Here is a 14,255-nt window from a genome sequence, read left to right as displayed (position 1 = left end):
ATGCATGGAGCTCATGGAACAGATGTTGAACCGAATGCTGTGGGGACAGCTTCATGCGGCCGGCTTTTTCGGGCGGGGACGTGATTCCCGCTCGCTCATGGAGCAGGTGGAAGCCTTGCGGACGCCTCACCGAAGATGGATGCGAGAAAGTCTGGAGGTGTTGACGCGCGCCGGCTTCCTTGTCCGGTCGGGCAATGGCTATGCCGAGGCGGAGACGGCTCTGCCGGATGTGACGGAGCTGTGGGCGCAGTGGGAACGGTTAAGCGGAGATTGGCTTGCGAATCCGGACTTGGCGGCGCAGGCGCGTCTTGCCGAGCGAACGCTGCGCGCGCTGCCGGATATTTTGGCCGGACGGGTCAAAGCGACGGAAGTCCTTTTTCCCGGGGGCACGATGGAGCTTGTGGAAGGCATCTATAAGCACAACCGGACCGCAGATTACTATAACGGCGTGTTGGGCGACATGGTCGAAGCTTATATGGAAGAGATCTCGGAGGAGCGGCGGGCGCCTGGCGGCTCCTCCAAGCCCGGCATTCGCATTCTCGAGATAGGTGCGGGAACGGGAGGGACGAGCGCCGAGGTGCTGCGCCGGCTGCGTCCTTATCGAGAGCACGTGCGGGAATATTGTTATACGGATATGTCGAAGGCGTTCCTGGCGCATGCGCAGCGGGCGTACGGGAACGAGAACCCCTATTTGACCGTTCGAATCCTGAATGCGGAGCTTCCGTACGGGGAGCAGGGGCTGGAATGCGGCGTCTACGATCTGGTCATCGCGGCGAACGTGCTGCATGCGACCGCCAATATCCGCCGAACGCTGCGCAACTGCAAGGGGGCGTTGAAGCGCAACGGCCTGCTGCTGCTGAACGAAATCACGTCCAATACGGTATTCGCCCATGTGACGTTCGGACTGTTGGATGGATGGTGGCTGTACGAAGACGATGCGGTGCGGATACCGGGCTCGCCATGCTTGGACGAAGCCGAGTGGAAGCGGGCGTTGGAGGACGAGGGCTTCCGCTCCGTGCTGTTCGCGGCCGACGGCAGCAAGGGGCAGCAGATTATCGTGAGCGAGAGCGACGGCATCATTCGGCAGCCGGCAGCGTTCGCGAAGATGGAAGCGGCGATGCCATCCGGGAGACCGGGCCCGGCGGAACAATCCGTACCGCCTGAACGGCCGGCTGCGACCGCGTCGTTCCAGTCGGAATCTGCCGGGGAGACGAAGCAGGCAGCAGTGACGGCAATGCATGCTTCCCAGACCGGCGTGAGGCGGCACGAGGAAGCCAGTCCCGACGAAGTCCGTGGCTACGTCCGGACAACGATCCGCACCCAGCTGGAGCAGTCCCTTCAGCTGACAGGCGACATGATCGACGACGACGACGCCTTCTCCGATTATGGTTTAGATTCGATTACCGGCATCCAGCTGGTCAAGGGGCTAAACCAGACGCTCGGCTGCAAACTGTCGATCGCGGATCTATTCGACCATAGCTCCGTACGGCAATTGGCCAGCCATCTCGTCGACCGATACGGGTCCGACATTAGACCGCCGAGGATTGCGGGGCATGCTGAACGGGCGGAGGCGAGCGAACCAGCCATCCCGGTTCGTGGCGAGCAGTATGAGCGAGAGGTCGCCACGGCGGACTATCCGATTGCTGTGGCCGAACAGTCCACCCAAGCCGCCGCAGCTAACCGGACGTACGCTGCCGAGCAGTCGGCCCAAGCCGCCGCAGGCGCATATGGCCGCGGCAGCGAGGGAGGCGTGCCGCACCGCGAGACAGCTACTCGGACGTACGCTGCCGAGCAGTCGGCCCAAGCCGTTGGAGGCACGCATGGCCGCGGCAGTGAAGATGGCGCTGCTCCTCGCACAGCGGGCATGGGGCCGATCGCCGTTATCGGGCTTAGCGGCCGGTTCGCCACCGCGGAGGATGTGAGCCAACTGTGGGCGCATCTGGCAGCTGGCGACGATTTGGTAAAGGAAGCAACCAGGTGGGATCTTCGGCAGGCTTTCCCGAACCGTGAGCCGTTCGCGATTCAAGGGGGGTTCCTGGATCGGATCGACGAGTTCGACGCCTCGTTCTTCAATATTCCGAGCCATGAGGCGGATTATATGGACCCGCAACAGCGGATTTTCCTGGAGGAAGCGTGGAAAGCGTTGGAGGATGCAGGCTATGCAGGCGAAGCGATGGAAGGCCGGCGCTGCGGCGTCTATGTCGGCTGCCAGAACGGCGAATACCATCAGCTCTACGGAGAGGGCGCGCCGTCGCAAGCGTTATGGGGAATGTCCCCCTCGCTTATTCCGTCGCGCATTGCCTATTACCTCGATCTGCACGGGCCGGCGATCGCCGTGGATACGGCGTGCTCGAGTTCGCTCGTGGCGATCCATCTGGCCTGCCAAGGCTTGTGGACCGGCGAGACGGAGATGGCGCTCGCCGGCGGCGTATCAGTGCGGATCTCGCCTGATTTCCACGAGACAGGGAACGCAGCTGGCTTGCTGTCCGCCCGCGGACGCTGCTTCTCGTTCGACGACCGCGCAGACGGATTCGTGCTGGGGGAAGGCGCGGGCGCCGTCGTGTTGAAGCGGCTCGCGGACGCAATCGCGGACGGCGACCATATTTACGGCGTCATACAGGGCTCTGGCATGAATCAGGACGGCAGGACGAACGGGATTACAGCTCCGAGCGCCAAGTCCCAGGAGCGGCTCGTCCGCGGGGTATACGATAACTTCGGCATCGATCCGACTACGATTCAACTGGTGGAGGCGCACGGGTCGGGCACGCAGCTCGGAGATGCGATCGAGATCGAGGCATTGACGCGAGTATTCCGCTCGTCCACGCAAGCGATCGGTTTTTGCGCCGTTGGGTCGCTGAAATCCAATATCGGCCATACGGCGACCGCTTCCGGCGTAGCGGGCTTAATCAAGATTTTATTATCGATGCAGAAGCGCCAGATGCCGCCGACCCTCCATTATGAGAACGGGAACGCGAACATCGATTTCGGGCAAAGCCCGTTCTATGTGAATACACGTCTGACGCCATGGGAAGCGCCCAATGGAGCGAAGCGCCGCGCGGCGCTCAGCGCCTTCGGTCTGAACGGCACGAATGCGCACCTTGTGGTGGAGGAAGCGCCTTATCGGCCGCAGCCGATGGCGGACGGCCGCAGCCGGCTCATCGCGTTGTCGGCGAGAACGGCGGACCAGCTGCGCCTGCAGGTCGAGCGACTGATCGAATTTATTCGGCGAAATCGCCCGGAGAGCTTGGCAGACATCAGCTTTACGCTTCTGACGGGGAGAAAGCATTACGGACATCGTCTGGCGTGTGCCGCGCGTTCGTCAATCGAGCTGCTGCACCGTCTTGAGCGTTGGTTGACCGCGGGACAGAGCGAGGATGTCTACGCATCCGCAAGGGCTGTCCGAACCGGCACCCAAGACGAACCTGTTCTCCGTCTGGGCCAAGAATGCTTGAGCCGCTGCGCGGCGGCATCTGCTGGCGAAGATTGCGAGGAGCCTGTTCGAACGCTCGCGCGTCTCTTCGCCGAAGGCTGCCCGCTGCCTTACGGGGAATTGTTCCGTGACGGGCGCTATTGCCGCGTGCCGCTGCCTGGCTATCCGCTGGCTAGAGAGCGGTATTGGGTACCGAAACGCGAGCCGAAGCAAGATGCGGCGCAAGGTGTAGCCGTGGTGGATTCTAAGTCTGAACCGATCGCGGTAGTCGGCATGAGCGGCGTTTTCCCGCTAAGCCAGCATGAGGATGTACACCGGTCCCTGCCGGGTGCGGGCGACCTAAATATCGCCGATCCGGCACGATTCGATCCGCGCGTATTCGGCCTATCGCCGGAGCAGGCGGCGTCTATGGAGCGGCATCACCGGTTGGTGCTTATGCACGGCTGGAAAGCGATCGAGGATGCCGGGTACGCCCCTAGCTCGATGGCCGGAAGCCGAATGGCGGTCTTCGTTGGCGTGGACGGCGCAAGCTTTAACGGCCGCTCAAGCTCGGCAAGCCCTATCCTTCCAGGTTCGGCTGCAACTCTGGGTACCGGAGCGAATGGAATCAGCTGGATGCTTGATCTTCACGGTCCGAGCGAGACGACCGATACGGCCGGTTCGAGCGCGCTCGTCGCCATTAACCGCGCGGTATCGGCCATTCGGTCGGGCGACTGCGAAGCGGCGCTGGTCGGCGGCGTCAGCACAGGCGCCGCTGTCGCAGCTGTCCCCCTCGGCCTGTTAGAGGCGGCTGCGGCAATAGAAGGCACGGGTATTGGACGTCCGAGCGCAATCGGTAATGAGCAGCAGGAGAAGGTTGAAAATGAAGGCGAGAGCGTCGGAGTGCTGCTGCTTAAGAAGCTAAGCGCGGCGGAACGCGACGGAGATGCCATCCATGCGGTGATTCGGGCATCGGCCGTGGGCCATAGCGGCCGATCCTCTGCTTCCGGGGAGCCGAGCGCAAGCGCGCTGTCCAGGCTGCTTGCGGCCGCCTACGGCCAAGCCGACGTCGAGCTTGGCGCCGTTACGCACATGGAGCTGGACGCCGCTGACTTCGGCCCGGCAAATCCGGAAGCGGGGGAAGAGCTGGCAGCCGTGTTCGGTCAAGCCTGCCTAACGGCAGGGGAGACTGCGCGGCAGGAGCTGCCGTTCAGTGTCGGCTTATCTAGTCTGGCGGGTCATGCCGCTGGGATGGCAAGCGTCATGAGCGCGCTTCAATTGCTGAGGCAGCGGCAGACCGCGGAGAGCAACCATTCCGTTACCGAATCCGCGACGCGTGCGCTCGAGGCGGATCACCGAGGGTTACCGGTGCAGGTGATCAGGGAAGAGAACGGTGAGGTGCAGCCGCGCTTAGCGGGTATAACGGCTTTCGGCCGCGGCGGGGTGAACGCCCATGTCGTGGTGGAAGAATACACGCCGAGACAGCGGGAGCCAAGAGCGCGCATCATTGCACCAGAGCAACCGGGTGTTTTCTTGCTGTCGGCGAAGGACGAGTTCACGCTCAAACAGCAGACGGCCGAGCTGCTCGCCGCCGTCTCGAAGCTTCCGGAAGAGAAGATCGACGACGCGGCATTCACGCTCCAGACGGGCAGGAATGCGATGGAAGCGCGCTTGGCGGTGGTAGCCGGATCTTTCCGCGAGCTTCAGGTCAAGCTCGGCGCTTACTTGTCCGGCATGCCTGACGAAGACGGCGTCTATGTCGGCCGCGTCAATCCAGACAACGAGGCGATCGGCCTGTTGGCGACGGACGACGAGGATTGCGGCGAGCTCATCCGGCAGTGGCTGAGCAAGCGCAAATTCGCCCGGCTGCTCCCGCTCTGGGTTCAGGGACTCGAAGTCGACTGGGCCCGAATGTATGGGGGCGGCGCTGGAAGGCCGTATCGCCTCTCGCTGCCGACCTATCCGTTCGGCAATGGTGAGCGCGACTGGACGGCTGAAACAACCCCGGTCATGACGGCAGCGCGCGGCGTATAGCTTTCGCATGCAATTCCATCATACGGAGCAAGGCCTGAGTCGGCTGCCCTTTCGGGCGGCTTGCTCAGGCCTTTTTTATGCGCTTGCTATTGACGTCGTGATACAACTCTCAGGCTGCTCCTGTCGTGTGGAAGCAGCAGGCCGCTTGGATCTGAGATGTCCGGAATGCCCTGGTCAGCTATAACATAAATAAAAGCAGCGGCAGCTCGAGGACTTCCCGGTCCTCGGTTGCCGCTGCTTTTCCGTTTTGCCTGTTGAGTCTTGTCCTTGAATCTTACGAACGGCTATCCAGTTGCCACATAACAGCTTCCGTCCGCGACGCTTCGTACGGCATGTCGAGCTTGCGGGCATGCTGCAGGCTTCGCTTCCACAGCTTGCGCGCGCGTTCGCGATCCCCTTCGTGCCAGGCGATCGACCCTTCGTAAGCGTGGAGACGCGGGAGCGCGATCGGGAATGTCTTGGCGAACCGGCGCAGGATGCCGATCGCTTCATCCAACGCGGAGCGGCTCTCGGTCCGATCGCCGCTCTCCCGCTGCCATAGGTCGAGCAGTGCCTCCGCAAGCGCGGCATAGCCATCGAATGAATAATACGTCGTCGGCGCGAATTGTTTGGTCAGCGTCAGTCCTTGCCGGGCGTAACGCTCGGCCTCCCGAATGCTGCCCGTGCGCAGATGGACGAGCGCGAGCAGATTGTGCAGGCGGATTTCTTCCGTCAGTCCGATATGAATCGGAATGAGCGATTCGGCCTCCGCCAGCAGGCGGAGCGCTTCCGGGAGCTTGTCGTTGTAGAGCGCGTTCTCCGCCTGGGCCAGCAGCCCCCAGGATTTGGCCTGCGCGTTGCCGCTGAGCCGGCCGGATTCGTAGATTTTGGCCGCGAGCGCCGTGCTTGCGGGGAAGTCCGCTTTATGGTAGGCAAGCGCCTTGACCATCAGGTACGAGGAAGCTTCCCAATAGCGACGGTTGCCCATTTTCTCATAGATGTCCATCGCGCGGCTCGAATAGTCCGTAGAGGCCTTCCACTGGGCGGTGCCGATATAGTAGAGCGATATGTTCATGCGCACCCAGGCTTCGGCAGACAGCTCCTCGATTTGCCCCATCGCCCGAAGGGAGAGGTTAATGTAGGCTTTGGCCAGCGTATGTAAAGACATGATGCCCGTCGTGACGCACATATTGCTGGAGATCTGGGCCAGCTCCGGCGAGGTGCCGGCGCGTTCGGCCAAGTTCAGGCCATGCAGCGTATGGTACAGATTGTCGCCTGGCTTGTTCACGAAGAATGCGATCTCTGCCAGCCGCCAGTAGCAGCGCGCCTGCTCCAGCAGCAGCTCGCTTCGGCTGCGCGAGAAGCGGTCGACCAGACGCTCCGGGAGGACGCGATGCAGCAGCTGGCGCGCCGCCTCACGGGCAATATCGCGCTTGAACTTGCCGGGCGTCGAAGCGACTGGGCGGCCATATAGCGCCAGTGCTGCGCACAGCTGCTCCGAGGCGTTCGCCATGTCTCCGATGCCCATGTACGCTTCGCCGAGCATTCGCCGCCACTTCGCCATCGAGGCGGCAGATTCGGTGAATGCTTCCCCGCCGACGAGCGCGGAGAACGCGCCGACCGCCTCTTGATAAGCACCGGTCCGCTGAGCTTGCAGGCCGACGCGCTCCAGGTAGTAAGCGGTCTTGTCCGTATCCTCCGCCTTCGACCAATGGTAGGCGAGCAGACCGTAATACGGCGACAGGTCGGAGTACTGCGCTTCATACCAGCTTGCGAGCGTGCGGTGCAGCTGTTTGCGCTGGGAATGGAGGAGCAGGTTGTAGCTGACCTCTTGCGTGATGACGTGCTTGAACAAGTACGTCAATTCCGTCTCGGACGGCTCGCGAAGGGTGAGGTTGGCTTCCGTCAGCGTCTCCAGCAGGGCAAGCAGCTTCTCGCCGCCGCTTGCAACCGGCATCGTGCCGTCCAGCGCCGCATAGGTGAAGATGCGGCCGATGACGCTCGCGACCTTCAGGACAAGCTGCTCTTCCTGGGGCAGACGGTCGATGCGGCTGCGGACGATCCCTTGAATCGTCGTCGGGAAATGCACATCGGTCAATTCGTCCAGATTGCGCAGCACATGGCACTGCCCGTCCCGAATATCAAGCACGCCGCTGTCGCGCATCGCGTAGGCGAGCTCTTCGCTGAAGAACGGATGGCCTTCCGATTTGCTCAAAATAAACGCGCCCACCGCATCCGGCAACCGCTCGACGCCCAGACGGTCCGCAATCAGAGCGAGCGATGCGTCCCGGGACAGCTCTTGAAGGCGAAGGGTAAGGGCGGAGGGCAGCTGATGGCTGGCTTGCTCGCCGGCCTCCACGAGCTCGCTCTCCGGCCGGGAAGCGACGATTAGCAGCGCCTGAGGCAGCGCGCTAGCAGCCTGTAGGAGCAGCGACCAGGAAGAAGAATCCGCCCAGTGTCCGTCATCGAGGATGATCACGGCGTGCCGTTCCAGGGCGAAGCGACCGAGTAGCCGCACCATCAAGGCATGCGTATTGTCGGCGCGGATTTGACCGGTCATCGGCTTGGTCCACGCATTGTCCGCGATGGCGAACGGCAGCACCGGCGTCAACAATGGACCCAGATGTTCCAGATCGGGAGCGGCTTGGCGAATCGTATCCAGCACGGCCGCCTGCTTGGCCCCTTCATCTTCGGGAAGCGAGTCCAGACGCAGCAGCGCATGGAAAATACTCCGCCACGGATAATAGGGAGTTAACTGCTCGGCGCCGTCCGCGGCGCCCCGAAGGACGGTCATTTCCCGGGCGGCCGCTTCGCGCTGGACGAATTGGAGCAGGTGGGACTTGCCGATACCGGCTTCGCCGATGAGGCTGACGTAGCCGCCGCTTCCTTGCGCAAGCAGGTCGAGCTTCTGTCTGAGCTCGGCGATCTCTCGCTCCCGGCCAACGAGCGCATGTCCGTTGGTCCGGGCCTCTCCCGTTAAGCCGAGCGGCGTGAACAGCGGCTGCGGTTCCTTCAGCCCCTTAAGCATGACGGGCGCTTCATCCCGGAACCACACGCCGTTACCGGCCGCTTCGCGCGTCGCGGCGTCGCACCGGATCTCGTGCTCCGGGGCATGCTGCATGAGGCGCGCCGCCAAGTTCATGGCGTCGCCGATCATTGTGTATTCCAGCTTGACCGCGTTGCCGATCGAACCGTAGAACACGAGACCGGTGGAAATTCCGATGCGATGACCTAAGCCGAGTTCCTTGAGACGCTCCTGAATCGCCAGCGCGGCGCGAACAGCGCGGAACGCGTCGTTCTCATGGGTGTGGGCGGGAAGTCCAAGCGCGGCAATTACGGCGCTGCCTTTGTCGTCGTGGCTGATTTTATGGATCGTACCGCCGTGAAGTTTCATCGCCTGCTGGATGGCTAGCGTCGCGGGCTGCAGCTGCCCAACGTTCAGCTTCTGGGCAGGATGGCTGAACTTCAGGAAGAGCACGGTGATAAGCCGCAGCTCTGCCGACCAGTCCACCTGGCTTACTTGGGCAGGGTCTGCGGGAGCGATGTCGGTTTCATCTTCGGCATCGGTATCCCGCCCTTCTTGTTCCGCCTCGGTGAAAAAGGCGCTTCCCGCTTCGGTTGCTTCTGCCGGGTAATGCTTCTTAATAAGCGCATGGGCTTCAGGGGACAGAAGGACCCGGCCTGCTTGGGCGGAGGCGCTGCAAGCGTGAATCTGGGAGAGCGCCTCGCCGGCCATCGCAAGCTCCCATTCGTTGTCCAGTCCGCCGATGAGCGCGCTTTCGATATCGCCTGCTCCGATGCTCATCCGCAGGGAGAGGAGCAGCCCCGGGAGCATCTCCCGGTCATGGAGCTGGCGCTGCAGCAGCAATCCGCACCGGGCAGCCGCGAGGACGGCATCCTCTAGCGCCTGCTCGTCGGGGTCGACCGACCATACGGCAAGGAGGGCGTCGCCGGCGAATTGCACGACTTCGCCACCCATGCGGTAGATAACCGAGAGCATGCGGTCGAAATATGTATTAAGCAGAATCGAAATTTGTTCAATGCCGGCTGCACCCTGCGCGGTAAGCTGCTTGCTTAACGCGGTGAAACCGTATATATCGATGAACAGCGCGGCACCCGGGAACTGCATGCTGCGCGGCTCGATCCATGAAGAAGAATGCTCGATCTCGTGATTTAGGCTCATTTTGTAGCCACGACTCCCCGGTAGGTTAATAGATAGTTCTATTATGACATCAATCGACATAAAGCGGGAGGGGGCAATAAGAAAAAGAAAGAAGCGAGAGCATAAAAAGAAATGGCCTTGGGAAAGATGAGGCGTGAGTGCGGCCAGAACGATAAATCTAAAAAGACTGTTGACATTTAGTTCAAACTAAAGTATCTTTAATTCAAGATAATTAAAGCAAAGACAACGACGAACGAACACGACGATACAATTGAAGCAAACCATCAACCAAACGATAACAAGGGAGTGAATTATCATGGCAAACCGGACGGCAGGCATTCACCACATTACGGCTTTCGCAAGAAACCCGCAGGAGAACGTTGATTTCTACTCAGGCGTACTCGGACTTCGTTTGATCAAGAAGACGGTCAATTTCGATAATCCGCACACGTATCATCTGTACTTCGGCGATCAAGCCGGCACGCCGGGCACGATCATCACGTTCTTCCCTTATCCGCATGCCCGGCAGGGACGCGTCGGCGGCGGGCAGGTCGGCGTTACGACGTTCGTAATCCCGCAAGGGGCAATGACCTACTGGGAAGAGCGGCTCGCGCTGTTGGGCGTGAACGCGACGAATACAGAGCGGTTGGGCGAGACGTATTTGCAGTTCTCCGACCCGGATGGCTTAAGACTGGAGCTCGTAGAACGCGCCGAAGGCGCGGTAGCGACGGCAGCCCCGGGCGGCATCCCGGCAGAGAGTGCGATCAAAGGATTCGGCGGCGCCGTGTTGTACAGCGTGGATTACGCGTCGACGATGCGCACGCTGGAGCAGGTGCTCGGGTTCGTGAAAGTTGGCGAGGACGCGAACTACGCCAGATTCCAATCGACGGCCGACCTAGGCAATCGCGTCGATGTTCCGCTTCGCGACATGGAGTGGGGCGCAAGCGGCGCTGGCACCGTCCACCATATTGCATGGCGCGCCAAGGACGATCAAGATCACGAGCAATGGCGGAACAAGGCGATCGAATATGGATTCAAGGCGACGCCGATCATGGACCGCAACTACTTCAAGGCGCTGTATTTCAGGGAGAACGGCGGCATCTTGTTCGAGATCGCGACCGATCCTCCGGGCTTCGCTCGGGATGAAGAGCCAGCGCATTTGGGCGAGAAGCTGATGCTTCCGGAATGGTTCGAGGGACAACGGACCGAGATTGAAGCGAACCTGCTGCCCGTTTCGGCCGTAGCGCCTTATTAATTCGAGGAGAGTGACCATAATGATGATACCGATTTTGGATCGTATTAACGAATTGAGCCGCATGCAGCGCGAGGGCGGACTGACGGAAGAAGAACGGAGCGAGCAAGCAAGCCTGCGCCAAGAATATTTGGGATACATCCGCGGACAGGTAAAAACGATGATGCGCAGCGTATCCGTCATGGATGAGCGCGGCAAAGACGTCACGCCGTTGAAACTCGCCGCCGAAAAATACGCGCACAACGACCAAAACTAAATCGCGCCATTTATCTTAAAGTAAAGATTATTAAATTAAAATAAAAGGAGATGGGTTCACATGATGGATCTTGGATTGTTGATCGTTCGCGTAGTAATTGGGGTACTGTTCGTCGGGCATGGGGCGCAGAAGCTGTTCGGCTTGTTCGGCGGATACGGTCCGAAAGGCACGGGCGGGTGGATGGAATCGGTCGGCATTAAACCAGGCGTCGTCATGGCGGTATTCGCCGGTTTGCTGGAGCTGGCCGGCGGGGCGTTGTTCGCGGCCGGCCTGTTCACGCCGGTTGCCGCGGCGTTCATCGCGCTTACGATGATCGGCGCGATCGTCAAAGTGCACTGGCGCAACGGCTTATGGTCGACAGCAAACGGCTACGAGTACCCGCTTGTTCTGCTCGCCGTCGTGATCGGCGCCGCGCTGACCGGCGCAGGCGAGTATTCGCTGGATGCCGTGCTCGGACTGTTCGAATAACTTGGGGAATGCGGCGCTTATAGCGGGTTGAACGTATCTGCTGCAAGGACGAAAGAAGGAGCTGTCGCGCTCCTTCTTTTGGCGCTGCGGCGCCTCGAATCGTCGTTCGGGTTGTAAGATTACGAACAGACAATCTCCCCGTTACATCTCAACCATCAGACCCGCTTATATTATCGATGCGAAGGAAGAACGGATATCAAGTGTTGGGCAAGAGAGCATAAGGCTAATGGAACGGAAGAGGATCAAGCGACGAGGCGCTTGGTCCTTTTTGCATGCGGGCGGCGACCTTATGATAGAATGGGAGGGATCGAGCCATGATTGTGAGCGGTTGCTCCCTAAGTGAATTCATTAGACATCAAGGAAGGAGGGCGTATGCGTGTCGATTCGCTTTCGGCTGCTATTCTCGCTCACGTCGGTCGTCATCGTGTCGGTGACGCTGTTCATGCTGGCGGCATACCTGTTATCCGTTGCGGCGACCGGCGATTACCGGAGCGTGCGCAGTTTTTATACGATTCATTATTCGCTTCACCCGCTGTCGGAGGAGGAGGAGAGCATCTTTCTCGATCTGAAATATTTGGCCAAGCACGATCCGGCCAAGCTAACCGATCCGGCGCTGCTGCAGGACTATGATTTTCAGCTCAAAATGGTGCAGGCCGGGCTGCTCGTCCGCAAGAACGACGATCTGCTCTATGCGACCCCGAACATGAAGGAGGCCGATTTCGCACGGGCTCTGCCGGCCTATGAGATGGGGAATTATCGGATCCGGGAGACGATGAACGTCGGCAGCCGTTTCTTCGCGTACGCCAAATTCGATTTCTACTTCGATGCGGCGCAGACGGAGAAGGGGAGCATCTTCGTCATCCGGGAGCGGAGTCCGTTCGCGGAAGTCGTCCGCAAAATGCTGCCCGTCCTCGTCGGCTTGTTCGCGCTCATCGTGCTGTTGACGGGCATCGTGCTGTACCGGTACGTCACGCGCAAAATCGTCCTGCCGCTCGAGGGGCTGCGCAAGTCCGCCGAACGGATCAAGGAAGGCGATCTGACCGAGGAGCTGCGGGCGACGACCAAGGACGAGGTCGGTCAGCTCATCGCAAGCTTCGAAGATATGAGGCGGCGCCTGCAGGAATCGATCCGGCTGCAGCTGCAGTACGAAGACAATCGCAAAGGGCTGCTCTCGAACATCTCGCATGATCTGCGTACGCCGATTACGACGATCAAAGGCTACGCGGAGGGCATCCGGGACGGCGTGGCGCGTACGCCGGAGAAGCTGGAGCAATATGCGAACGCCATCCATACGCGCGCCTCGGACATGGAGCGCATGGTCGAAGAGCTGTTCTATTACTCGAAGCTGGATCTCAACAAGGAGCCGTTCACGTTCGAGGATACCGATATCGCGGCGCTGGTGCGCGGATTCGTGGACGAGCACGCCATCGACTTCGAGCGGGCGGGCATCGAGATCGCGTGGGAGCCGCTGCCGGAGCAGCTGGTCATCGTACGGGCCGACCGGGAGAAATTAAAGCGCGTCGTCCGGAACCTGCTCGGCAACAGCATCAAATTCATGGTGAACGAGCCGAAGCGGATCGCCGTCGGCATCCGCGTGGACGAGCCGCATGGCCAGGTGACCGTCATGATCGCGGACAACGGACCGGGCATCAAGGCGGAAGCGCTGCCGCTCGTATTCGACCGGTTCTACCGGGCGGACGATTCCCGCACGCCGGGTACCGGCGGAAGCGGGCTGGGTCTGGCGATCGCCAAGCAGATCGTCGAGGGGCACGGCGGGACGATCGCAGCGCGCAGCGAAGAGGGCCAAGGCACCTCCATTTATTTTACGCTTCCAATTTTACAGAAACGCCGGTGATGCGAACATGAAACGAATATTGATTATTGAAGACGATCCTTATATCGCGGAGCTGCAGAAGGACTATTTCGGCCTGCACGATATCGAAGCGGAGATTTGCCACGATGGCGGCGAGGGGCTTGCGCGCGCGCTTGAAGGCGGATTCGATCTGCTCATTCTCGATTTGCAGCTGCCGGGCGCAAGCGGCTTCGATATTTGCAAGCAGGTGCGGGAGAAGCTGGATATTCCCGTGCTTATCGTGTCGGCCAAGAACGAGGAAGTGGACAAAATAAGAGGGTTCGGACTCGGCGCCGACGATTTCGTGACCAAGCCGTTCAGTCCGAGCGAGCTGGTGGCGCGGGCGAAGGCGCATTTGGCCCGGTACGAGCGGTTCGCAGCCCGGGATCGAGGACCTAAAACGCGGGAGGAGCCGAATGCGGACGTCATCCAGGTGCGGGAATTGGCGATTCATAAGGCAGCTTACCGTGTCTTCGTGCATGAGCGGGAGGTGGCGCTGACGGCGAAAGAATTCGAAGTGCTGCTCTTTCTGGCCGAGCATCCGAACCGTGTGTTCAGCAAAGAGGAGCTGTTCGAACGCATATGGGGCCTCGAATCCAGCGGCGAGATCGCGACAGTCACCGTCCACATTTCGCGCATCCGCGAGAAGATCGAAGCCGACCCGTCGAACCCGCAGTTCATCGGGACGGTCTGGGGTGCAGGTTATCGGTTCACCGTGTAGCGACACCTCGGTTCGCATAATGTTTCGGCCTCGTTTATAAATTGTTTAGATCTCCTTAGAAGCCGGTTTAGGGTCGTCCTTTATGATGAAGTTGTCAAAGGGAAACACCACTAAATCAGAGC

General features: G+C 60.6%; 7 protein-coding genes. 6 read left to right on the top strand and 1 reads right to left on the bottom strand.

Annotated features, from left to right (window positions below; all coding sequences use genetic code 11):
- Positions 1 to 13 precede the first annotated feature (13 nt).
- The gene (locus ACFFSY_RS09315) at positions 14 to 5,443 is read left to right on the top strand and encodes a beta-ketoacyl synthase N-terminal-like domain-containing protein (RefSeq protein WP_377493090.1); all 5,430 of its coding nucleotides are present in this window, start codon (positions 14 to 16) and stop codon (positions 5,441 to 5,443) included.
- A 274-nt stretch (positions 5,444 to 5,717) separates the two neighbouring features.
- Here the strand turns inward: ACFFSY_RS09315 and ACFFSY_RS09310 are convergent, their stop codons facing one another.
- On the bottom strand, positions 5,718 to 9,605 hold the full coding sequence (locus ACFFSY_RS09310; RefSeq protein WP_377493088.1) for a BREX system ATP-binding domain-containing protein: 3,888 nt from the start codon (positions 9,603 to 9,605) through the stop codon (positions 5,718 to 5,720).
- A gap of 295 nt (positions 9,606 to 9,900) precedes the next feature.
- Here ACFFSY_RS09310 and ACFFSY_RS09305 point away from each other — a divergent pair, with 295 nt between their 5' ends.
- The 5 genes from ACFFSY_RS09305 to ACFFSY_RS09285 all read left to right on the top strand — a co-directional run bounded on the left by ACFFSY_RS09305 (position 9,901) and on the right by ACFFSY_RS09285 (position 14,133).
- Positions 9,901 to 10,839: a ring-cleaving dioxygenase gene (locus ACFFSY_RS09305; RefSeq protein ID WP_377493086.1), complete on the top strand. Its 939-nt coding sequence runs from the start codon at positions 9,901 to 9,903 to the stop codon at positions 10,837 to 10,839.
- A gap of 19 nt (positions 10,840 to 10,858) precedes the next feature.
- Positions 10,859 to 11,092: a DUF896 domain-containing protein gene (locus tag ACFFSY_RS09300; RefSeq protein ID WP_377493084.1), complete on the top strand. Its 234-nt coding sequence runs from the start codon at positions 10,859 to 10,861 to the stop codon at positions 11,090 to 11,092.
- Between the two features lie 60 nt (positions 11,093 to 11,152).
- Complete coding sequence (locus tag ACFFSY_RS09295; RefSeq protein WP_377493082.1) at positions 11,153 to 11,560, top strand: DoxX family protein; 408 nt, start codon at positions 11,153 to 11,155, stop codon at positions 11,558 to 11,560.
- A 376-nt stretch (positions 11,561 to 11,936) separates the two neighbouring features.
- A complete protein-coding gene (locus ACFFSY_RS09290; protein ID WP_377493080.1) occupies positions 11,937 to 13,415 on the top strand; it encodes a sensor histidine kinase in 1,479 nt (492 codons plus the stop codon).
- A gap of 7 nt (positions 13,416 to 13,422) precedes the next feature.
- Positions 13,423 to 14,133 carry a response regulator transcription factor gene (locus ACFFSY_RS09285; protein WP_377493078.1) on the top strand — a complete coding sequence of 237 codons (711 nt, stop codon included), beginning with the start codon at positions 13,423 to 13,425 and terminating at the stop codon, positions 14,131 to 14,133.
- Positions 14,134 to 14,255: the final 122 nt, after the last annotated feature.

The organism is Paenibacillus aurantiacus (genome assembly GCF_042431225.1).
Lineage (GTDB): Bacteria > Bacillota > Bacilli > Paenibacillales > Paenibacillaceae > Paenibacillus_Z > Paenibacillus_Z aurantiacus.
The sequence above is the reverse complement of the archived record's forward strand: the minus strand, read 5'-3'. Positions and strand labels throughout refer to the sequence as shown.

Coding starts and splice junctions, on each gene's coding strand:
- ACFFSY_RS09315 (WP_377493090.1), top strand. CDS start 14: ATGGAACAGATGTTGAACCGAATGCTGTGGGGACAGCTTCATGCGGCC.
- ACFFSY_RS09310 (WP_377493088.1), bottom strand. CDS start 9,605: ATGAGCCTAAATCACGAGATCGAGCATTCTTCTTCATGGATCGAGCCG.
- ACFFSY_RS09305 (WP_377493086.1), top strand. CDS start 9,901: ATGGCAAACCGGACGGCAGGCATTCACCACATTACGGCTTTCGCAAGA.
- ACFFSY_RS09300 (WP_377493084.1), top strand. CDS start 10,859: ATGATGATACCGATTTTGGATCGTATTAACGAATTGAGCCGCATGCAG.
- ACFFSY_RS09295 (WP_377493082.1), top strand. CDS start 11,153: ATGATGGATCTTGGATTGTTGATCGTTCGCGTAGTAATTGGGGTACTG.
- ACFFSY_RS09285 (WP_377493078.1), top strand. CDS start 13,423: ATGAAACGAATATTGATTATTGAAGACGATCCTTATATCGCGGAGCTG.